Here is a 20,627-nt window from a genome sequence, read left to right as displayed (position 1 = left end):
ATTGCCTGACTACCGGCAGGCCAAAAACCGCATCAATCGGTTCTCTTGTTGCGTCTGCTCGCTCTGCCTAGGTTGACCTGCCCGCGTCCGCGGACATCCCCCGACCACATGGAGAGTCACTGGTGAAGAACGTTTTTCTCGCATCGTTTGCAGCAGGCACGCTGGCCGTTGTTGGCGTGCTCGGTTCGGCGCAGGCGCAGTCCGTGCGCGGCCCGGTCCCGTTGACCATCGAACTGGCGCCGGTCGCCGATCAGGCCGGGCGACACCAGGGCAAGATCGCGGTGACCGTCACCAACAACGGCAGCCAGATCGCCCGCGTGCCGACCTATCAGCTGCCGCTGCAGACGCTGGACAACGGCATCCTGGAAGTGAGCCGCGATGGTGTGCCGGTGACCTACACCGGACGCCTGGTCAAGCGTGGCCTGCCCAAGGCGGCGGACTTCACCATCCTCAAGCCGGGCCAGAGCGTCAAGGGCGAGGTCGATCTGGCCGGCGCCTACGATCTGTCGACCAGTGGCAACTACACCATCCAGGTCCGTTCGTCGCTGCAATATGCCTCGCTGTCCGATGGCAGTCTGATGAAGGCCGCCAACGGCCAGCCGGCCGTGGCCACCAGCACGCCGCTCACGGTCTGGCTGGACGGCGCGCGTCGCGGCGTGCAGCGCCAGCTCGCGATCGGTCCGACCGCCGTGGTTAATGGCATCAACTACCTCAACTGCAGCACCACCCGCACCAATCAGGCCGCCAGTGCCGTCACTGCCGCGCGTACTTACTCGCAGAACGCGCGCAACTACCTCAATGCCGGCAGCACCGGTGCGCGCTACACCACCTGGTTCGGCGCCTACAACGCCTCGCGCTACAGCCGGGTCAGCTCGAACTTCGTCAACATCGACAACGCGCTGGACCAGAACAACGGCCAGCTGACGATCAACTGCAGCTGCGAAGCGGATCTGGCGGACGCCTTCGCCTACGTCTATCCGAACCAGCCGTACGAGATCCATGTCTGCAATGCGTTCTGGAGTGCATCGACAACCGGCACCGACTCCAAGGCCGGCACGCTGGTGCACGAGACCAGCCACTTCACGGTCGTCGCCGGCACCCAGGACCGTGTCTACGGCCAGTCCGGCGCGCGCAGCCTGGCGATCAGCAACCCGGCCCAGGCGATCACCAATGCCGACAGCCACGAGTACTTCGCCGAGAACACCCCGGCGCAGAACTGATCGCATCATCGTCTGAAACGACAAAGGCCCGGCATCGCTGCCGGGCCTTTGTCATTTCCACCGCGCCGGATTACTTGATCAGGCGCAGCGTGAACGGATAACGGTAGTGTTCGCCGTTGTTGGCCTTGACCGCGGCCAGGATGCACAGCACCAGGTTGGCGATCCACACCAGCGTCGGCACGAAGAACAGGATGCCGAACGACACGATGGTCAGGATCACCGCAGCCACATAGGCAATGATCACGGTGATCTGGAAGTTCAACGCTTCCTTGGCCTGATCGGTGGCGAACGGCTTGGACGGGTTGGCGTCCTTGCTGATCAGCCAGATCACCAGCGCGCCGATGAAGGACGTCAGGATGCCGAGCAAGTGCGCGGCCAGCGCCAGGGTGCGCTCCTCCGACGGTGTGCTGGTCCCGATCGGCGGCGGCGGCGGTACGGCGTGCGACTCGAATTCGCTCATCATGTCTCCCCATGCATGGTTGTGGTGCGGCGGACTATAACAACGATTCAGCCAGCCACCAGTGCGGGAAGACATGGTCTCGGTGCTGCACGGCGGCTACCGCCAGGCAGAGCGGCAAGACGCGCGCGCGCCGGACGCTGTGTAGTTGGGCAGTTGGCGCAGCAGCCCTGCTCAATCACGGTCAGCTATCGCCTGCCACAGTCATGCGGTTGACCAGCACCGAGCCGATCTTGACGTGCGAGCGCGGATCGACATCGCTGCCGACCGCCTCGATGCCGGCGAACATCTCGCGCAGATTGCCGGCGATGGTCAGGCCGTCGACCGGATAGGCGATCACGCCGTTCTCGATCCAGAAGCCACCGGCGCCGCGCGAATAATCGCCGGTCACCGGATTGACGCCGTTGCCCATCAGCTCGGTGACGAGCAGGCCGCGCGACATGCCGGCAACCAGCGAAGCCAGATCGCCGGCGTTGGCGGTGACCTGCAGGTTGTGCACGCCGCCGGCGTTGGCGGTGGTCTGCAGGCCCAGCTTGCGTGCGGAGTAGCTGCCCAGCACATAGCGCTGCAGCACGCCGTCACTGATCAATGCCGAACGCCGCGTCGCCACGCCTTCGCCATCGAAGGCGGCCGAGCGCAGGCCGCGGCGCAGGTGCGGCAGTTCTTCGATGTTGAACCAGTCCGGGAACAGTTTGCTGCCGACACTGTCGAGCAGGAAGCTGGCGCGGCGATACAGCGCGCCGCCGGAGACCGCGCCGAGCAGATGCCCGACCAGCGAGCGCGCCACTTCCGGCGCGAACAGCACCGGCAACTGGCCGGTCGGCAACGAGCGTGGCTGCAGCCGCGCCAGGGTGCGTTCGGCGGCGTGGCGGCCGATCGCTTCCGGCGCCTCCAGGTCTTCGCGCGCCAGCGCGCTGCTGTACCAGCCATCGCGCTGCATGCCGTCGCCCTGGCCGGCAATCAGCGCACAGCTGATCGAATGATGGGTGCCGCGCTCGCGGCCGATGAAACCATGCGAGTTGGCGTAGACCGACAGGCTGAGCCCGGTGCTGGCCGAGGCGCCGTCGGAGTTGCTGATCCGCGCATCGGCATTGCGCCCGGCGCTCTCGCAGGCCAGCGCCAGGTCCACCGCGGTGTCGGCGTCCAGTGCCCACGGATGCCAGCTGTCCAGCTCGGGGAAGTCGCGCGCCATCAGCTCCGGGTCGGCCAGGCCGGCAGCGACATCGTCCTCGGTGTAACGGGCGATCGCGCAGGCCTGGGCAACGGTCGATTCCAGGCTGGAATCCTGCAGATCGGCGGTGCTGGCGCTGCCCTTGCGCTTGCCGAAGTACACGGTGACCGCAATGCCGCGGTCGCGGGTGGATTCCACCGTTTCCACATCGCCCAGGCGCACGTTGACGTCCAGGCCGCGCTCTTCGCTGCAGCTCACTTCGGCCTGGGTGGCGCCGGCGGCACGGGCGCGCTCGAGCAGGCGCTGCGCGATGTCGGTGAGCGCATCCAGGCGCTGCAGGCTGTCGTCCTGGACACGTGTTTCGGAGGAGAGTGCGTTCAATGCTTTATCCTAGTCTCAATGATGAATAACTTCTTGTTTCGGATGGATGGCAATGCGCGGACGCGACGAAGACACCGGTGAATTCCGCGGCGCCAGCCGCAGCCAGCAGCGGCGCGAGGCGCTGGAAATCTTCGACCTGGGCGAAAAGCTGGTGGCGCTCACTCCGGCGCAGCTGGCCAAGTTGCCGGTGCCCGAATCGCTGATCCCGCATATCGAGGAGAGCAAGCGCATCACCTCGCATATCGCGCACAAGCGCCAGCTGGCGTTTCTGGCCAAGCACATGCGCCGCGAGGACGACGAAACGCTGGCCGCAATCCGCGATGCGCTGGATGCCAACAGCGACACTGCGCGCCGCGAAGTGGCCGCGATCCACCGCGTCGAGCGCTGGCGCGAGCGCCTGCTCGCCGAAGGCGACGTGGCGCTGGCCGAACTGCTGGAAACCTACCCGGCCGCCGACCGCCAACAACTGCGCCAGCTGGTGCGCAACGCCATCCACGAGCGGGCCAAGAACAAACCGCCGCGCGCCTACCGCGAGCTGTTCCAGGTGCTGCGCGAGTTGTCTCAGGAGCAGGGATTGGAGAGTGGGGAATCGGGATTGGAAGACGACGAATCCGCGTCGGACGCCGACGAATAAGGCTCCGCCCGATCCATCAAAATCCGCAACGGCCATCCCGGCTGTTGCCAATCCCAAATCCGGGCTCCCGGATCCACCCAAGCGGAACCCACCACACCCCGCAGTCCCCGCTGTTGCGAATCCCGAATCCCGATTCCCAAATCCCCGCATCTCAGGCCTGCGTTCCACCAACGGTGATGCCGTCGATCAGCAGCGACGGCTGGCCGACACCGACCGGCACGCTCTGCCCGTCCTTGCCGCACACGCCCACGCCTTCGTCCAGCGCCAGGTCGTTGCCGATCATGCGCACCTTCTGCATGGTTTCCGGGCCGTTGCCGATCAGCGTGGCGCCCTTGACCGGCGCGGTGACCTTGCCGTCTTCGATCAGGTAGGCCTCGGTGGCCGAGAACACGTACTTGCCACTGGTGATGTCGACCTGGCCGCCGCCGAAGTTGACCGCGTAGATGCCCTTTTTCACCGAGCGGATCATTTCCTGCGGATCGTGCTGGCCGGCGCGCATGTAGGTGTTGGTCATGCGCGGCATGGTCAGGTGCGCGAACGATTCGCGCCGGCCGTTGCCGGTCGGCGCCACGCCCATCAGGCGCGCGTTGTGGGTGTCCTGCATGTAGCCGACCAGCACGCCATCTTCGATCAGCGTGGTGCACTGGGTGGACGTGCCCTCGTCGTCGATATTGAGCGAGCCGCGGCGGCCATCCAGGGTGCCGTCATCGACGATGGTCACGCCCGGCGAGGCCACGCGCTCGCCGATGCGGCCGGCGTAGACGCTGGTGCCCTTGCGATTGAAGTCGCCTTCCAGGCCATGCCCTACCGCCTCGTGCAGCAGCACGCCGGGCCAGCCCGGGCCGAGTACCACCGGCATCACGCCGGCCGGTGCCGGAATCGCATCCAGGTTGACCAGCGCCTGACGCAGCGCTTCGCGGGCAAAGCCTTCCGGGCGGCCATCGGCGAACAGTTCGGCATAGCCGTAACGGCCACCGCCGCCGGAGTAACCGGACTCGCGCCGCCCGCCCTGCTCGACGATCACCTGCACGTTCAGGCGCACCAGCGGGCGCACGTCGGCGGCGAGCACGCCGTCGCTGCGCGCGATCAGCACCGTGTCCACCCCGCCGGACAGGCTCACCATCACCTGCTTGACGCGCGGGTCGGCGGCGCGCACGTACTGGTCGATACGGCGCAGCAGATCGACCTTGGTCGCGCTGTCCATGTCGTCGATCGGGTCGGTGGCCGGGTACAGCGCACGGCCGTTGCCGCGCACCAGCGAACGGGTGGATTGCGCACCGCCCTCGCGCGAGATTGCGCGCGCGGACTGCGCCGCCTCCAGCAAGGCATCGCGCTGGATGTCATCGGAATAGGCGAAACCGGTCTTCTCGCCGGCAATCGCGCGTACACCCACGCCCTGTTCGATGGAATGCGCACCGTCCTTGACGATGCCGTCTTCCACGCTCCAGCTCTCGCGTCGCGAATGCTGGAAGTACAGGTCGCCGAAGTCGATGCCCGGGCCCAGCAGGGCGCCGAAGGTGCGGTCGAGATGGCCGGTGTCCAGGCCGGAAGGAAGCAACAGCCGGGTTTCGGCCAGAGTGAGAGCGTTATCGGTCATGCAGTCAGGATGGGGCCCGCGCGCCGGGGAGACAAGTCGTTCGGCTGAACATGCGGCACGGCTATCATCGCGGGCCCATCGCCACGCCGACGCCCGCGCATGAAGCTCACTGCCCACGTCCTGGATGGCCATACGCTGGACATCCGCCCCGCCCCGCACGAGCGCGACTGGATGGACGCCACCGACCAGCGCTATGCCTACCGCTGCCTGCCGCTGGCGATCGCCAATGCGCATGGCTGGGAGCTGCTGTGCCAGGCCGGTTTCGAGGCGAGTTGGGACGGGCGCGACAGCCTGGATGCGATCCGGATCAGCGCCGATGCCGGCGCCGCCTCACCGGCCATCAGTCACTTCGGCTACGGCGTGCTGACCTTCCACGTACCCTGCCTGTTTCGCACCGATGCCGGCATGGATCTGTTTGTCACCGGGCCATTGAACCGGCCCAAGGACGGCATCGGCGCGCTGAGCGGCATGGTCGAAACGGACTGGAGCCCGTACACCTTCACCATGAACTGGAAGTTCACCCGGCCCGGGCAAGTGCGCTTCGAGGCCGGCGAGCCGTTCTGCCATCTGTTCCCGCTGCCGCGCCAGCTGATCGAACAGGTGCAGCCGCAGTGGAAGCCCTTGTCCGAGGCGCCGCAACTGGCGCAGCAGCATGCCGACTGGACGCGCAGCCGCACGCAGTTCCTGCAGGAACTGCCGGATGCGCAGTCGGTCGCCGCGCGCGAGAAATGGCAACGCGGCTATTTCCGTGGCGTCGCCGGTGCCGATCAGGCGCCGGTGCAGGGCCACCGTTCGCGCCTGCGTCTGCCGATGTTCGTGCGCGCCGACAGCGACGGCGACAGTCCGCTCGACTGAGTGCATCGCTGCATCGGCGCACGGGACGTGCCCGCTGGCGCGCGTGCTGCGTTCGATCGACTTGCCTGCCGTAAGGCCTGAGCGCCCGCGACGACTCAGCAGCAATACCCCCAGCGCGCCCGCGACCGGGCGCGTTAGCGTGGCGACCGACCGGGCGTGCCTGGCGTTGCCGTGGGCGCGCCTTCTGCCGGCGGCTTGCCGGGCGCCCGCTCGCGCACTTCGCGCTCCACCACGTCCACCTGCGGATCCTTCCACGGCCCGGTGACGTGATAGGTCTTGGCGCCGATCGCCCCCAGCGGTTTGCCGAGCACCGCATTGGCGGCCGCGCCCACCGCCGCTCCGACCGGGCCGCCGGCCACCGCGCCAACCACGGTGAGCAGATTGCCGGCCTTGGGGTTCACGTCCACGGTCTGGTCGAAGGTCTGCGCGCGCAGGTCGGTCTGCCCCCGGATGGCGATGTCGGCGGCCGGGCCTTCGATGCGGATCGCATCGGTGCGCGCGAAGCCCTCGCCGAAGCGCACCTGGCCGTCCAGCTTGTTGAAGGCCAGCCCCTTGGAGAAGAAATCGCGGAAGTCGAACATCAGCCGGCGCGGCAACTGCGCCACGCTGAGCAGGCCGAGCACGCGACCGGCGCCGGGGTCCACTTCCAGCAGCTGGCCGTTGCGCACGTCGATCTTGAGGTCGCCATCCAGCGAACCGAGCGCAAACCCGGTCGGCGAGCCCTGCCAGCCGGCATTGAGTTCCAGCTGGCCTTCGCCGCCGCGCAGCTGGCCGCCCAGGGTGAGGTTCTGCAGCAGGTTGCCGAGATTGCGGCTGTCCACCCGTGCCGACAGCCGGGTGCTGGCGGAGTCGCCCTTGCCGCGCCAGGCACCGGTCAGGCCGATGTTCTGGTCGTTGGAGCGCAGTTGCAGCTGGTCCACCTGCATGCCGTCGGTCAGCCGGCTGCTGCGCAGGGTGGCCGCGCCCAGGGTCATCTTGCCGACCTGCAGGTCGTCGATGTCCAGCGACAGCGGCGGGATCGAGACCGGGTCGAACTCGGCCACCGCGCGGCGCGCCGGTTCCGGCAAGGCACCGGCCAGCGGATCGCCCGGCTCGGGCACGGCCGGCTCGGCCGGTGCAGCCACCGGCTGCCAGTGCACCGTGCTCAGCTTGCCCTGCACGGCAGCGCCATCGGCATTGGGCACGCTGAGCTGGCCGGCCAGCGACGGGCCGTCCAGGGTCACCGCCACCGCGTCACGGGTCGGCCGCAGGCGCAGGCGCGTCTGCGGGAACACGCCGCCGATCATCAGCAACCGGTCGGCCTGCACATCCACCTGCTGCAATGGCACGGCGTCCTGCTTTGGTGCTGCCGGCTGGCCCGGCAGTGGCGGCATGTCCGGCTCGCTGCTGCCGCGCGCCAGGCTGATCCAGTCGATCGCATCCAGCGAGGCAGTGCGGCCGGTGACCACCAGGCCGTTGGCGGGCGGCCGCTCGGTGACCGTGTCGGTACCCATGACCACGCGCACGCCGGTCTGGTTGCCCTGGCTGCTGGCCTTGAGCGCAACCAGCTTGCCGAAGGCCACGTCGATGTCGCCATCGCCCACCGGCAAGGCCACCCTGACCTGCGTGTCCAGCGGCTGCGTGGCCGCCTTGTCCAAGGGTGCGGGCAAATCCAAAGTGATGCCGACCAGCTGCGAGCGCAGCGTCAGCAACGCCTGCGCGTCGGCCTGCCCCGGCGAGGTCAGCGGCACGTCCACGCCCACCTGCCATGGTGCGCTGCCATGCACGTAGGGGCGCAACCATTCCATCTGCGGCGCGCGGTCGAACAGCTCTTTCGCATCCAGGGTGGCGCCAAAGCGCGCCTCGAAGGCCTGCTTGGGGTCCTGCACGAAGCCACCGGCACGCAACGACAACTCGCCGCCGCGGCCCTGGTGCTGCACGCTCAGGCGCTCGGCGGCAAAGCCGCTGTCGCGGTACTCGGCCTGTCCGCTGACCTGGTCGAAGGCCAGGTTCCAGCGCGCATCGCCCAGCCTGGCGCCCTGCAGCGCGACCGTGCCCTGCAGATGGCCGCCCACGCCGCCGGTGCGCAGGGGCCGCAGCAGGTCGAAGCTCACCGCTGCCGGGCCGGACACCGTGAGGTTGCGCAAGGTGTCGCCATAGCGCTGCTCCAGCGGGCTCTTGCGCAACATGCCCAGCAACTGCGCGGCATCGGCCCGGGTGGAGGCGCGCACGTACAGCTCGGAGGTGGCGAAGCTGGGAATGCCCGCCTCCAGCGACGCGATCGGCGCACCGGCCAGCTCGCCCTTGCCCAGCAGGGAAAATCCGTTGCCGATAAAGCGCAGATCGGCCTGCACCTGCTCCATCGCCGGCCAGTCCGGATTGAACGGAATCACACCGTCGCGGATCTGGCCGAAGGCCTCGAACCGGCCGTCGTTGTTGTCGAACGGCCAGTCGTCCAGATCGCCGCTGACCAGGCCGGTGCCGCCGGCGATCACGCCACCGGCAACCGCCGTGTCCAGCCAGTCGATGGCCGCCTTGCTCATCTTGGAGCGGATCCAGAACTTGCGCGCCACCGGCAGGGCGACATCGTCCAGTTGCGTGGCCAGCTGGATGCGCGGGCGGCTGCCATCGTTCTGGAACCACAGCCCGCCGCGCACGCTGGCGCCATAGTCCCTGGCCTGCACGCGCAATGCCGGCGTGGCGACCTGCCAGCCGGCACCGTCGCGCCAGCCCACGATGCTGCCGGCCAGCTGCAGCTCGTGCACCACCCCGAAACCGGTCGGCCAGTCGAAGCGCAGCGTGGCATCCGCTGCGGGGTCGAACTGGATTGCCTGCGCATCGCCATCGATCCGGCCGCGCAGGCCGCTGATGCCCGGCGCGTTGCCCACCGGCAGAAAGCCCAGTTCCTCGATCCGGCCCTGCGCGCGCACCGCTCCGCCCTGCTCGCCGGCGATCTGCAGATCGGCCAGGCGCAATTGCGGCCGGGACAGGCTGAGCCAGCGCCGCAGGCCAGGCGACAGTTGCTCGCTCAAGGCGGCCGCCGCGATCAGGCCCGAGACATCGAGGTGTTTGCCCGCCACCGCATAACGGCGCCCGCCGGCAATGCTCAGCCCGTCCAGCCGCTGCAGCCTGGCCGCCTGGCCCAAGCGCAGCAGCGGCGCATCCATGCGCCAGCCGCCGTCGATGGTCTGCCAGCGCGCGCGCGCTTGCAGCCGCTCCCACGCCAGCGTGCGGCGTGCGGTCTGCTCGGGCAAAGGTGCACCGGACAGACGCAGTTGTTGCAGGTCGGCATCCACGGTGACTGCGGTGATCCGGCGCGCGCGCAACTGCGCCCAGGCCTGCAGGCGTCCGCCGCCGCCATCCACGCGCATGCCGCCGAACTGCAGCAACGCAGCCCAGGCGGCCAGATCGGCCGGGTCGGCTTGCGCATAGGCGCTGCCGTCGCCGCTGTCGCGATCGAACGCGATCACCGTGGTCAACGGTGCGCGCTGCAAGTCGATCCAGGCGCGGCTGCCGACCTTCACCGTCGAGCCGTTGACACGCAGGCGCAGGTCGATGCGCGGCAGCGTGGTGTCCACGCCGATCGACGGCGCGGCCACGCGCAGGCGCGCCTCGGCCACCTGGATCTCGCCGAGCCGGCGCAACGCTTCCAACGGGTCCGAACGCCGCCCGGCCGGCAGGCCCTGCACCGACCAGACGCCATCGTCGCTACGTTGCAGCGTCAGCGCCAGACCACGCAGACGCACCTCGGTCAGCGAGTGGCCGGGCAACAGTCCGGCGTACATCGCCAGCAGGATTTCGGCCTGGCCCACGCGCACCTCGCCATGCGGGCCGATCCGCAGGCCATCCAACCGCAGCAACGGCCCGCGCCGGGTCCATTCGGTCTGCAGGCGATCGAACGCGATCGGCTGGCCGGCGCGCTCGCTCAGCCACGCGGCGATCTGCTGCGGCCGCTGCTCGGCCAACGGCAACGCCTGGCTGGCCGCACCCACCAGCAACGCGATCGCCACCAGCGCAAGCGCGGTGGCAGTGATCGCATAGCGGCGAAACAGACGGAGACGGCGGCGCAGCGGGGTGGGCATCAGGGGCGGGGATTGAGCATTGGAGATTGGGGATTGGTCAAAGCAAAGCCGCGCACGGTGCCGTCAAGCGCCATTATCGGACCAAGCCACGCTACCAGAGCCGGCGTTGACCAATCCCGAATCCCGACTCCCCAATCCCGGACTCACAGCAGCACCACATCGAACTGCTCCTGCAGATACTGGTCGTCGGACTGGAAGCGGATGCTCTTGCCGAGGAATTCCTCCAGCTCGGCCACCGCGGCCGACTCTTCGTCGGTGATGCGGGCCACCACCTTCGACGAGGCGATCACCAGCAGCCGCGCCGCATCGAACTGGCGTACCGCGCGGGTGATCTCGCGGAAGATCTCGTAGGTCACCGTCTCGGCGGTCTTGATGGTGCCGCGCCCGCTGCACTGGCCGCAGGTTTCCGACAGCTGCCGCTCCAGGCTCTCGACGGTGCGCTTGCGGGTCATCTCGACCAGGCCCAGCGGCGAGAATTCGTACACGGTGGTCTTGGCATGATCGCGCGCCAGCGCCTTTTCCAGCGTGCGCAGCACCTGGCGGCGGTGCTCGGCATCGTCCATGTCGATGAAGTCGATGATGATGATGCCGCCCAGGTTGCGCAGCCGCAGCTGCCGCGCCACTGCCTGCGCGGCCTCCAGGTTGGTGCGGAATACGGTTTCCTCGAGATTGCGCTGGCCGACGAACGAACCGGTGTTGACGTCGATGGTGGTCATCGCCTCGGTCTGGTCGATCACCAGGTAGCCGCCGGACTTGAGCGGCACCTGCTTGTTCAGCGCGCGCCCGATCTCGTCCTCGACCCCGTACAGGTCGAAGATCGGCCGGTCGCCGGTATACAGCTCCAGTCGCTCGGCCAGCACCGGCATGTACTTGGCCACGAAGGCCTGCAACTGCACGAAGGTCTCGTTGGAGTCGACCTTGACCTTTTCCACATCGCGGCGGATCAGATCGCGCACCGCACGCAACGGCAGGCTCAGGTCTTCGTAGATGATGCTGCACGGCGGCGCCTCGCGGCCGCGCCGCTCGACCACGTTCCAGACCCGCGACAGGTAGGCGATGTCCTCGGCCAGCGCCTCGGCCGGCTGGCCTTCGGCGTTGGTGCGGATGATGTAGCCAAAGCCGCCGTGCTGGGCCGAGACCTCGCTGACGATGGTCTTCAGGCGCAACCGCTCGGCCTCGTCCTCGATCCGCGCCGACACCCCGACGATCTTGGATTGCGGCAGCAGCACCAGGTAGCGCGAAGGAATACTGATCTGCGTGGTCAGCCGCGCGCCCTTGGTGCCGATCGGGTCCTTGACCACCTGCACCACGATCTCCTGGCCGTCGCGCAGCAGTTCCACGATCGGCACCGCAGCCGCCGGCGGCGGCGGGATCGGGGTCTCCTCGGTATCGACCACGCTGGCCGGTGCCGGCGCCGGGCGCACCACGTCGTTGGCGTGCAGGAACGCGGCGCGCTCCAGGCCCAGCTCGACAAATGCCGCCTGCATGCCCGGCATCACCCGTTGCACCTTGCCCTTGTAGATATTGCCGACCACGCCCCGGCGCCAGCCGCGCTCGATATGCAGCTCCTGCAGCATGCCGTTCTCGATCACCGCGACGCGGGTTTCGCGCGGGGTGACGTTGACCAAGATCTCTTCCGACATCAATGCGCTCCGAGGGCTGTGAGCAACTGCGAGGTGTGAAACAGCGGCAATCCCATCACGCCGGAATAGCTGCCGGCCAGATGGCTGATAAAACGTTCGGCGCGGCCTTGGATCGCATACGCGCCGGCCTTGCCCATCGGCTCGCCGCACGCAACGTACGCGGCGATCTGCGCAGCATCGAGTGGCGCGAAGGTCACCTCCGACACCACCAGCGTCTGCACCGGGGCGCGTTGCGCGCAGACTAGAACCACGGCCGTGAGCACCTGGTGGGTACGCCCGGACAGCAGGCTCAACATGGCGATCGCATCGTCCGAATCGGCCGGCTTGCCGAACACCCGCTCGCCCAGCACCACCTCGGTATCGGAGCCGAGCACGATCGCATCGGGGTCGCTGGCCTGCACCTGCGCCAGGCCGGCACGCGCCTTGTCCAGCGCCACGCGCTGCACGTATTGCGCAGGCGATTCGTCGGGCGCGCGCAGTTCGGGCACGTCCAGTTGCAGGGTCTGGAAAGGCACATCCAAGCGTTGCAGCAGTTCTTGCCGGCGCGGCGACCGGGAGGCGAGATAGAGCATCCGTCCAGCATACCTGTTGCCCCTCCCCGCCCGCTTGCCGATCCGGGCGGCAGTGGTCGCGTTCGACTCACAACATGTTCATCGAACCGGCAACACGCTTCCCCTACAGACAAGGAGATCTCATGCGTACCACCCTCAAACCGTTGTTGCTGGCCCTGTCCATCGCTGCCGGAACCGCCATGACCGCCCACGCCCAGACCGCTCCGAGCTACACCATTCCCAACGACGGCACCCTGCTCAACGTGTCGGCCGAGGCGGAGGCCAAGCGCATACCGGACATCGCCACGCTGTCGGCCGGCGTGGTCACCCAGGCCGCCGACGGCAACGCCGCCATGCGCCAGAACGCCGAACAGATGAGCAAGGTCATGGCCGCGATCAAGGCCGCCGGCATCGCCGACAAGGACGTGCAGACCACCGGCATCAACCTCAGCCCGCAGTACACCTACAAGGAAAACGAAGCGCCCAAGATCAACGGCTACCAGGCCAGCAACACGGTCAGCCTCAAGGTCCGCGACATCTCGCGCCTGGGCAAGGTGCTGGATGCGCTGGTCGCCCAGGGCGCCAACGACATCAACGGCCCCAGCTTCTCGGTCGACCAGCCCGAACCGGCCTACGACGAGGCCCGCGTGGCCGCGCTGAAGAAGGCGCAGGCCCGCGCCGACACCTATGCCAAGTCGCTCGGCCTGAAGGTGCGCCGCATCGTCAGCATCTCCGAAGGCCGCAGCGGCGGCGGCGTGCGTCCGATGATGATGGCCGCCTCGATGCGCTCGGCCAAGGCCGAGATGGACACCCAGGTCGCCCCGGGCGAGAGCACCTTGTCGATCAACCTGGACGTGACGTTCGAGTTGGGTCGTTGACCTGACCGCAACCGCGTTCGGTTTGCTTTCCAGACTGCCCTCCCCGAGGGCAGTTTTTTATTGGGCACGCCAAAAGTTGTGTTGCCTCGCCTTGCGATGACACCTGCCCCGCTTCCGACACGAGTCAGACGTGCCAAATGTGTGCGGATCGATGCGACCGGGGCGAATCGACCAGCCGACCTCCAGCGCGTCGAAATCGCTTGTGCCCGCGCAAGGCTCGCGGTAAACCTACGCTACCGGATGGTGTAGTGCGTCCGGGTCGCGCTGGTCCTTTCCGCAGTTCCGTTGAGGAGGTGGATGATGGTTCGCACGCAATCGCAGGTTTCTTCCCGATCCACCGGCATCGACACCTCGCGCGTTCTGGCGATGAGCACGGCGGTGGCCTTGCATCTGCTCGCCGGCGGGTTGTTGTTGATACCGCTCTCGTACCGGGCGGTTCCGCAGCAGCCCGCACCGAAAGAACGCTGGGTCATGCCTATCACCATCGAGACGCCGCCGCCACCGGTGTTTCCGATCGAGGTAAAGTTCAAGCCGAAGGCAACGCATACATCGCCGACCACGGTGCCGGTGCAGGTGCAGACCCCGGTGATCAGTGAGCCCGCGGTGGTCGACAACGCAACGTTCGCTTTACCTGCGGTCTCGGAAGCGGTGTCTGACAGCGCGCCGGCGATTGCCGCACCCAGCAGCCCGATCGAGGCAGGCCAGCTGCAGTATCTGAGCTCACCGGCGCCGAGTTATCCGGTGGCGGCACTGCGTGCCGGGCAGCAGGGCACGGTGCTGCTGCGCGTGTTGGTCGGCACCGATGGGCGCCCGGCCGAAGTCAGCGTGCAGACCAGCAGCGGTCATCGCGCGCTCGATCTGGCGGCTCGTAGCCAGGTGCTGCGCAACTGGCGCTTCCAGCCGGCGATGCAGAACGGCCAGGCCGTGCAGGCCTACGGCCTGGTGCCGGTGAGTTTTTCGTTGAACTGATGCGTCATCACCTGCGGCGACCCGGATGCCCGGTCGCCGCATGGTCTGGCGTTGCGCAGCCGGCTGCTGCAAGACCACGGTTTCAGCTGTTGCATGCGCATCGTCGCAGTGCGCCTTGCGTGCACGCGACGACGTGCGGTCTCGCAGATCGGGTTGAGGGTACGCCCGGCTACTCGCCCGCACATCCATCTCGAAAGCGCAGCGGCGACGCGCGGCTCACTGCCGTCGCGTATGCCGCTTAGGCGCGGTGGTACGGGTGATTGGCCAGCATCGCCGCAGCGCGGTACAACTGCTCGGCGACGATCAGGCGCACCAGCATGTGCGGCAGGGTCAGCGGGCCGATCGACCAGCTTTCGCTGGCGGTTTTCACCACCTCGGCGGCGTGGCCTTCGGGGCCGCCGATCAGGAACGCCAGATCGCGGCCCTGCCCGCGCCAGTGCTCCATGCGTTGGGCCAGCTGTTCCGAACTGAGCGGGCGGCCCGGGATATCCAGCGCAACCACGTAGGCGTTCTTGGGCAGCGCGGCGAGCACACGGCGGCCTTCGTCGTCGATGGCGCGTTGTGCATCGCGGCCCTTGCCACGCAGGCCGGGTTCGATCTCGACCAGCTCCAGCGGCATCCAGTGCGAGAGACGTTTCTGATATTCGGCAAAGCCCTGCGCCACCCAGGCCGGTGCGCGCTCGCCGGTAGCGATAAGTCGGCATTTCATGACCACATGATATCCGCGTCACAGCTTGGGCATCGGAACCGGGGGGATCACAGCGGTGTCATGGTGCGGTTACAGCGAGCTTCTAGGGTCGGCGCACTACCCAGCCCGCAGGAGTCGTTCGATGCCGATTTTCGATCCCGCCCGCCGCCAGGTGCTCAAGGGCAGCGCTGCCGTGATGGCCGCCGGTGCGCTAGGCAGTTTGAGTGCGCTGCAGTCGCGCCAGGCCCAGGCCGCCAACAGTTCCTCGCCGCCGCTGCAACTTGCCCCGGTGCCTAGCCGGTACGGCCCGCTCGCGCCGGTCGCAGACCAGAGCACCGGACTGCCGCTGCTGCAGCTGCCGCGCGGTTTCAGCTACCGCTCGTTCGGCTGGAGCGGCGACCGCATGGACGATGGCCAGCCCTGCCCCGACCGCCATGACGGCATGGCCGTGGTCGGCCTGCGTCGGCCCGACTGGCGTCCGGGCAGCGATCCGCTGCGCGGCCTGGAATACGTGCTGATCCGCAACCACGAACGCGGTGCGACCACGCCGTTCCGCGCGCCGGCGATGTACGACACCGGCATCGTCAGCGGCACCCAATCCGCCGGTGGCGGCACCACCACGCTGAGTTACGGCCGCCGCGGCTGGGGCAGCCTGGAGCCCAGCCTGGGCGGCACGCTGGTCAACTGCGCTGGCGGCCCGACCCCGTGGGGCACCTGGCTGAGCTGCGAGGAGATCAAGACCAACGCGGTATCCAGCACCGGCCGCAAGCACGGCTATGTGTTCGAAGTGGACCCGGACAGCCAGCGCACCACCGGCCGCCCGCTGGTCGGGCTGGGCCGCTTCAGCCACGAGGCGGTGGCGATCGATCCGCGCACCGGCATCGTCTATCTCACCGAGGACGACCGCAACAAGGCCGGGCTGTACCGCTTCATTCCCAACGACCGCCGTGGGCGCAATGGCTCGCTGGAAAACGGTGGCCGGCTGCAGGCCGCACGCGTGCGCGGGCGGCGCAATGCCGATCTCACCGTCGCCAGCATCGGCCAGCAGTTCCAGCTGGAATGGGTGGACATCGAAGAGCCGGATCTGGACAGCATCGCCGCGCCGGCCGGCTTTGCCGACATCGGCGCCAACGACACCCTGAGCGGGCCATTTGCGCAGGCCTGGGCAGATGGCGCGCTGCGCATGAGCCGTGGCGAAGGCATCTGGTACAGCCACGGCAAACTGTTCATCGTCGACACCAGCACCGGCGTGGATGCGCAGGGCCGGCGCGGTTACGGCAATGGCGCGGTATGGGTGCTGGACCTGTTCACCCAGCGCCTGAGCGCCCTGTTCGTCAGCGGCAATCAGCTGGCCGCACACAACCCGGACAACGTCACCGTCAGCGCGCGCGGCGGCGTGGTGCTGTGCGAAGACGGCGGCGAAAGCCCGGACGAATACGGCCCCGGCGCGCGGCTGCTCGGGCTGACCCGCGGCGGCGAGTCGTTCTATCTGGCCAAGAACAATGTGCAGCTCACCTCACAGCAGATCGCCGATGCCGGCAAGACCATTGCCGAGGGCGACTACCGCGATACCGAGTTCTGCGGCGCCTGTTGGGATCCGCTGGCGCGCACCCTGTTCGTCAACATCCAGACCCCGGGTATCACGCTGGCGATCACCGGCCCGTGGGAGCGCGGGCCGTTGTGAGCCTGCGGCCCTGAGCTGGCTGTCTTAGGCACAGGGCAACGGCCAGCGCTGCCGAACGGACCGGCCTCCGTTCGGCAGCGTCGCTCCGGCCGCCGGCACAACGCCGCGCATGCACGCGCCCCGATTGCAGGGCGGGCAGTGTGTCCAGCCAAGGCTGCGCGCCGCGCGCGCGCGCAGCCGCGGTGGCGGATGTGCAAGCCGACAACCACCATAAAGGCCGGGATCAGAACCAGGGCGCGTCGGGCGCGCCCGCCATGGCGCGCTGCCGCTTCAACCAGCGCTTGAACGATTGCGGGTCTTCCAGCTCGCGCAGGCCACGGCGCGCGTCCAGCAGGTCGTCTTCGACTTCGCGCTTGAGTTGGGCCATCAAACGGCCCAGTCGCTCCGGCTTGGGGCGCGACGGCAGCTCCAGCCCGTATTCGGCGCAAAAGTCGTCCGACTGCTGCTGCACCTGCTGCTGCAGCTGCCTGCACTGCCGATCCAGCTCGCGGTTGTAGTCCTGCAGGCGCGCGGCGCTCATCGCATCCACGCCTTGGGCGTCCATCAGACCGATCTCGGCCTGCAGTTCGAGCAGACCCAGCAGATCACCGGCCTTGTAGGCCGCGTTGAGCCGCTGCATCAGGATGGTGCGCGCGGCATGGTCGTCGGCGCTCTTGGCGCGATCCGGATGCAGATTGCCGGCCAGCTTGCGATACAGCTCGCGCAACGGAGGCGGCTCGGCATTCTCTACCACTGCCTTGTGCTCGGCACGCTTGCGCCGTTGCGTGTGGCGTTGCTGTTGCTGCGCACGCTCCTGCTGCAGGCGCTCGCTGACGCGCTCGTAGAGCTGTTCGGGCGAATCGATGCCATCCAGCTCGTCGGCATCCAGCCCGTAGGTCTGGCCGAGGATCTGCTTCATCAGCGCATCGGATTCGGCAACTTCCTGGTCGTAACCGGCTGCGCTGTGGCGATCGTAGATCGGGCGCAGTGACGCGTGGCCGGCCTCTATCAGCGGGGCGGCGATATCGCACAGCAACTCGGACAGGAAGGCGCGGTCGGCCTTGCCCAGTTTGACCGTGGCATACGCACGGTCGAGCTCTTCGACCAGGGCGATGTCGGCCGCGCGGCGATGGTCGAGCAAGGGCTGCAATTCGGCGTGGTAACGCTCGCGCCACTGCGACAGTGCAAGCTGCCAGGCCTGCAGGTCGGCACGATGCCGCTCCAGGTCGCGCAGCAATCGGTCGAAGCGTTTGCGTGCCGGCGACAGCGGCACGCCGGAGGCGTGTGCGCCCTGGCTGCGCAGCTGTTGCAACGCCTGCGAGGCAGGCGCATCGGTCGGGGGTCGGGCATTGCGTGGCATGCCCGGCTCACTCACTCTTCGGGATCGGCTTCCGCGTCGTCCGGACGCTGGTCACCCACCGTCCACAGACGCTCCAGCGCGTAGAACTCGCGCACGCGCGGCAGCATCACATGCACCACCACGTCGCCCAGGTCCACCAGCACCCACTCGGCCTCGCGCTCGCCTTCCACGCCCAGCGGCATCACGTCCAGCCGCTTGGCGAACTTGACCACTTCTTCGGCGATCGACTTCACGTGGCGGGTCGAGGTACCCGAAGCGACCACCATGTAATCGCAGACGCTGGACTTGCCGCGCACATCGATCTCGACCACGTCCTTGGCTTTCAGCTCCTCCACGGCCTCGCGCACGGTGGCCAGCAGGGCCGGCACGGACGGCGGCGGATTCGGGATGGAGGTCTTGATGACTTGGGCTTGGGTGGTCAAAGCGGGCAACTCGATGGAATTGGCGCGAATTATAGGCCGGTCCGGCCGGCTGCGTGTTCAGCTAGTCGGCTAGGCGCAGCCGTAGAGGCCTTCGTGCGCGATAAATGCCGCCACCGACGCCGGCAGCAGCGCCTGCCAGTCGCCGCCGCCGGCGATGCGCGAGCGCACCGCGCTGGCCGATTCGCCGCGCAACGGCTGCTGCAGCGACCACAGGCGGCCGGCCGGCGAGATGCCCAGCTCGCCCGCCTTGGCGGCCCAGCGGCCCTGCACTGCCGCGGCGAGCTGCGGCGCGGCGGCCAGGTCCAGCGGTGTGCCCGGACGCGCGGCAATGACGAAATGCGCCAGTTCGAACAAGTCTTCCCACTGATGCCAGCTGCTCAGCCCCATGAAGGCATCGGCACCGAGCAGCCAGGCGATCGGTGTCGTGGGGCCGAGCTCGGCGCGCAGCGCGCGCAAAGTGTCGACGGTGTAGGACGGCGCATGGTCGCGGCTGGCGCGTTGCAGCTCGCGGGTGTCCAGCGCCAGCCCGGGGATGTCGGCCAGCGCCAGCTCCAGCATGCGCGCGCGCTGCGCTGCGGTGGCGCCGGGTGCGGGACGGTGCGGCGGATCGGCGGCAGGTACCAGGTGCACCAGCGCGCCCAGTTCATCGCGCGCGACGCAGGCGATGGCGAGGTGGCCCAGGTGGACCGGATCGAAGGTGCCGCCGTAGTACAGGTGGAGCTGGGATTCGGGATGGAGCCGGGATTCGGGAATCGGGATTCGGGAATCGGAAGAGCGTGGGTTCGGCGCTGCCGGGTGGGAGTTGGTGGGCGGCGAGGTATGGGCTGCGCTGCTAGAGGGGGTCGCAGCTGCGGCCTGGTCGGGGGTTGCGCGGCTTGGGGAGGCGGGTCGCGCGTCGCCGTTGGCGGCATCGCCGGCCTTCACGCCAGCAATCTCACCGCGCGGGATTCGGCCACGGCCACCAGCAGGCGTTCCAGGCCGACCCAGGGGTCGCCGTCGGCGCGGCCCTTGGCCATGCGGTCGACCCGCGAGGCTTCGGCAACGAAGCGCTCCCAGCGGCGTGGTTCGGGGTGCCGTTGCAGCGCGCGCTTGAACGGCGCCTGGCGTGATTCCCACAGGCCCTGCGCCTTCATTTCGGCAGCGAGGTTGCCGCCGTTGGCCTGCACCTTGGCCAAGGACGCGGTGCGCAGCAGTTCCTTGATCAGGATCGGCATCAGCGCGGCCACCGCCTCGCCTTCGGCGCGCAGGCCGGCGAGCATGCGGATCGCTGCGGCCGGCTGCCCGGAGAACGTGGTTTCGGCCAGGCGGAACACGTCGTAGCGCGCGGCATCGGCGACCAGCGACTCCATCGCCTCCAGGTCCAGCACCTTGCCATCGGCCAGCAGCATCAGCTTGTCGATTTCCTGCGCGGCGGCCAGCAGGTTGCCTTCCACCCGCTCGCTCAGGCGCTGCACCGCCGCGGCGTCGGCACGCAGGCCGTGACTGCGCAGGCGGCGCTCGATCCAGTCCGACAGCTCGTGCGGTTTGATCGCCCAGGCCACCGAAATGGTGCCGATGCGGCCGATCGCATCGGCCCATTTGCCCTGGTGCGCCTTGCTCCAGTCGTTGGCGGTGATCAACAGCACCACATCCGGCGGCGGGTTGGCGCAAAAGCGGGTGATGACCTCGGCGCCGTCCTTGCCCGGCTTGCCGCTGGGCAGGCGCACTTCCACCAGCCGGCGCGGACTGAACAGGCTGGGCGCGTTGAAGGTCGCATCCAGCTGGTTCCAGTCGAACTCCCGGCCATCGGCGTCGAAGACCTCGCGCTCGCTGATGCCTTCGGCGCGCGCGCGTGCGCGCACCGCATCGGCTGCCTCCAGCACGCGCAAGGTCTCCGGACCGGCGATCAGATAGACCGGCTGCAGCGGCTGATTGGACTGGCCGGCGAGCTGTTCTGGGCGAAGTTCCATGACTACCTAAGTTCCATCACTACGAAGGCACACGCCACTGCACCGTCACGCACAAGACAGCGTCGGCAGCGATCGTCGGGGCATGCTCACCGCGCAGCAAGCGCGACATGCGCCTGGCGCAAGCCAAC

Annotated in this window: 18 protein-coding genes; 6 read left to right on the top strand and 12 right to left on the bottom strand. The window is 68.3% G+C overall.

The window, feature by feature from the left end:
• Positions 1–122 precede the first annotated feature (122 nt).
• Entirely contained in the window at positions 123–1,220 is a 1,098-nt protein-coding gene (locus ABQ137_RS13230; RefSeq protein ID WP_054591517.1) for a M35 family metalloendopeptidase, read from the top strand.
• A 70-nt stretch (positions 1,221–1,290) separates the two neighbouring features.
• Here the strand turns inward: ABQ137_RS13230 and ABQ137_RS13225 are convergent, their stop codons facing one another.
• Together ABQ137_RS13225 and pmbA are read right to left on the bottom strand one after the other, a co-directional pair.
• Positions 1,291–1,755, bottom strand: coding sequence for a DUF4870 domain-containing protein (locus ABQ137_RS13225; protein ID WP_054591518.1), 465 nt, complete (start codon positions 1,753–1,755; stop codon positions 1,291–1,293).
• A 106-nt stretch (positions 1,756–1,861) separates the two neighbouring features.
• Positions 1,862–3,229: a metalloprotease PmbA gene (gene pmbA / locus ABQ137_RS13220; RefSeq protein WP_102251695.1), complete on the bottom strand. Its 1,368-nt coding sequence runs from the start codon at positions 3,227–3,229 to the stop codon at positions 1,862–1,864.
• A 52-nt stretch (positions 3,230–3,281) separates the two neighbouring features.
• On the opposite strand from pmbA, the gene yjgA reads away from it, so the two are divergent.
• The gene (gene yjgA / locus ABQ137_RS13215; RefSeq protein WP_039526393.1) at positions 3,282–3,863 is read left to right on the top strand and encodes a ribosome biogenesis factor YjgA; all 582 of its coding nucleotides are present in this window, start codon (positions 3,282–3,284) and stop codon (positions 3,861–3,863) included.
• 151 nt (positions 3,864–4,014) lie between these two features.
• On the opposite strand, the gene tldD is transcribed toward yjgA, so the two are convergent.
• Complete coding sequence (gene tldD, locus ABQ137_RS13210) at positions 4,015–5,460, bottom strand: metalloprotease TldD (protein WP_024940782.1); 1,446 nt, start codon at positions 5,458–5,460, stop codon at positions 4,015–4,017.
• A gap of 99 nt (positions 5,461–5,559) precedes the next feature.
• Between tldD and ABQ137_RS13205 the strand changes: the two genes are divergently transcribed.
• On the top strand, positions 5,560–6,315 hold the full coding sequence (locus ABQ137_RS13205; RefSeq protein ID WP_104593234.1) for a DUF6065 family protein: 756 nt from the start codon (positions 5,560–5,562) through the stop codon (positions 6,313–6,315).
• A 134-nt stretch (positions 6,316–6,449) separates the two neighbouring features.
• Here ABQ137_RS13205 and ABQ137_RS13200 read toward each other — a convergent pair whose 3' ends face one another.
• The 3 genes from ABQ137_RS13200 to ABQ137_RS13190 all read right to left on the bottom strand — a co-directional run bounded on the left by ABQ137_RS13200 (position 6,450) and on the right by ABQ137_RS13190 (position 12,591).
• Positions 6,450–10,376 (bottom strand): YhdP family protein, encoded by a 3,927-nt coding sequence (locus tag ABQ137_RS13200; RefSeq protein WP_349782794.1) that lies wholly within the window; start codon positions 10,374–10,376, stop codon positions 6,450–6,452.
• A gap of 143 nt (positions 10,377–10,519) precedes the next feature.
• Positions 10,520–12,019: a ribonuclease G gene (gene rng, locus ABQ137_RS13195; RefSeq protein WP_016903751.1), complete on the bottom strand. Its 1,500-nt coding sequence runs from the start codon at positions 12,017–12,019 to the stop codon at positions 10,520–10,522.
• Positions 12,019–12,591 (bottom strand): Maf-like protein, encoded by a 573-nt coding sequence (locus ABQ137_RS13190; RefSeq protein WP_184456352.1) that lies wholly within the window; start codon positions 12,589–12,591, stop codon positions 12,019–12,021. The genes rng and ABQ137_RS13190 overlap by 1 nt, the downstream gene beginning before the upstream one ends.
• Before the next feature lie 122 nt (positions 12,592–12,713).
• Here ABQ137_RS13190 and ABQ137_RS13185 point away from each other — a divergent pair, with 122 nt between their 5' ends.
• Positions 12,714–13,448 carry an SIMPL domain-containing protein gene (locus ABQ137_RS13185; protein ID WP_065049755.1) on the top strand — a complete coding sequence of 245 codons (735 nt, stop codon included), beginning with the start codon at positions 12,714–12,716 and terminating at the stop codon, positions 13,446–13,448.
• 233 nt (positions 13,449–13,681) lie between these two features.
• Here ABQ137_RS13185 and ABQ137_RS13180 read toward each other — a convergent pair whose 3' ends face one another.
• Entirely contained in the window at positions 13,682–13,921 is a 240-nt protein-coding gene (locus tag ABQ137_RS13180; protein WP_245229919.1) for a hypothetical protein, read from the bottom strand.
• On the opposite strand from ABQ137_RS13180, the gene ABQ137_RS13175 reads away from it, so the two are divergent.
• A complete protein-coding gene (locus ABQ137_RS13175) occupies positions 13,809–14,417 on the top strand; it encodes an energy transducer TonB (protein ID WP_425479514.1) in 609 nt (202 codons plus the stop codon). The two genes, ABQ137_RS13180 and ABQ137_RS13175, sit on opposite strands and share 113 nt — an antisense overlap.
• Positions 14,418–14,655: 238 nt before the next feature.
• On the opposite strand, the gene rlmH is transcribed toward ABQ137_RS13175, so the two are convergent.
• Positions 14,656–15,126: a 23S rRNA (pseudouridine(1915)-N(3))-methyltransferase RlmH gene (gene rlmH, locus ABQ137_RS13170; protein ID WP_184518553.1), complete on the bottom strand. Its 471-nt coding sequence runs from the start codon at positions 15,124–15,126 to the stop codon at positions 14,656–14,658.
• 121 nt (positions 15,127–15,247) lie between these two features.
• On the opposite strand from rlmH, the gene ABQ137_RS13165 reads away from it, so the two are divergent.
• Positions 15,248–16,789, top strand: a complete 1,542-nt coding sequence (locus ABQ137_RS13165; RefSeq protein ID WP_126965938.1) for an alkaline phosphatase PhoX — start codon at positions 15,248–15,250, stop codon at positions 16,787–16,789.
• A gap of 223 nt (positions 16,790–17,012) precedes the next feature.
• On the opposite strand, the gene ABQ137_RS13160 is transcribed toward ABQ137_RS13165, so the two are convergent.
• From ABQ137_RS13160 to holA, 4 genes are all read right to left on the bottom strand, one after another.
• Entirely contained in the window at positions 17,013–18,128 is a 1,116-nt protein-coding gene (locus ABQ137_RS13160; RefSeq protein WP_349782790.1) for a J domain-containing protein, read from the bottom strand.
• A gap of 11 nt (positions 18,129–18,139) precedes the next feature.
• A complete protein-coding gene (gene rsfS / locus ABQ137_RS13155; RefSeq protein ID WP_016903759.1) occupies positions 18,140–18,550 on the bottom strand; it encodes a ribosome silencing factor in 411 nt (136 codons plus the stop codon).
• Positions 18,551–18,619: 69 nt separating this feature from the next.
• The gene (nadD, locus tag ABQ137_RS13150) at positions 18,620–19,474 is read right to left on the bottom strand and encodes a nicotinate-nucleotide adenylyltransferase (protein ID WP_349782788.1); all 855 of its coding nucleotides are present in this window, start codon (positions 19,472–19,474) and stop codon (positions 18,620–18,622) included.
• Positions 19,471–20,499, bottom strand: coding sequence for a DNA polymerase III subunit delta (holA, locus tag ABQ137_RS13145; RefSeq protein ID WP_349782785.1), 1,029 nt, complete (start codon positions 20,497–20,499; stop codon positions 19,471–19,473). Before holA ends, nadD begins: the two co-directional genes overlap by 4 nt.
• Between the last annotated feature and the right edge of the window lie 128 nt (positions 20,500–20,627).

This window comes from Xanthomonas sp. WHRI 8393 (assembly GCF_040203315.1).
Classification (GTDB): domain Bacteria; phylum Pseudomonadota; class Gammaproteobacteria; order Xanthomonadales; family Xanthomonadaceae; genus Xanthomonas; species Xanthomonas arboricola.
Note: the sequence above shows the minus strand (reverse complement) of the source record. Positions and strands in the feature narration are given on the sequence as shown.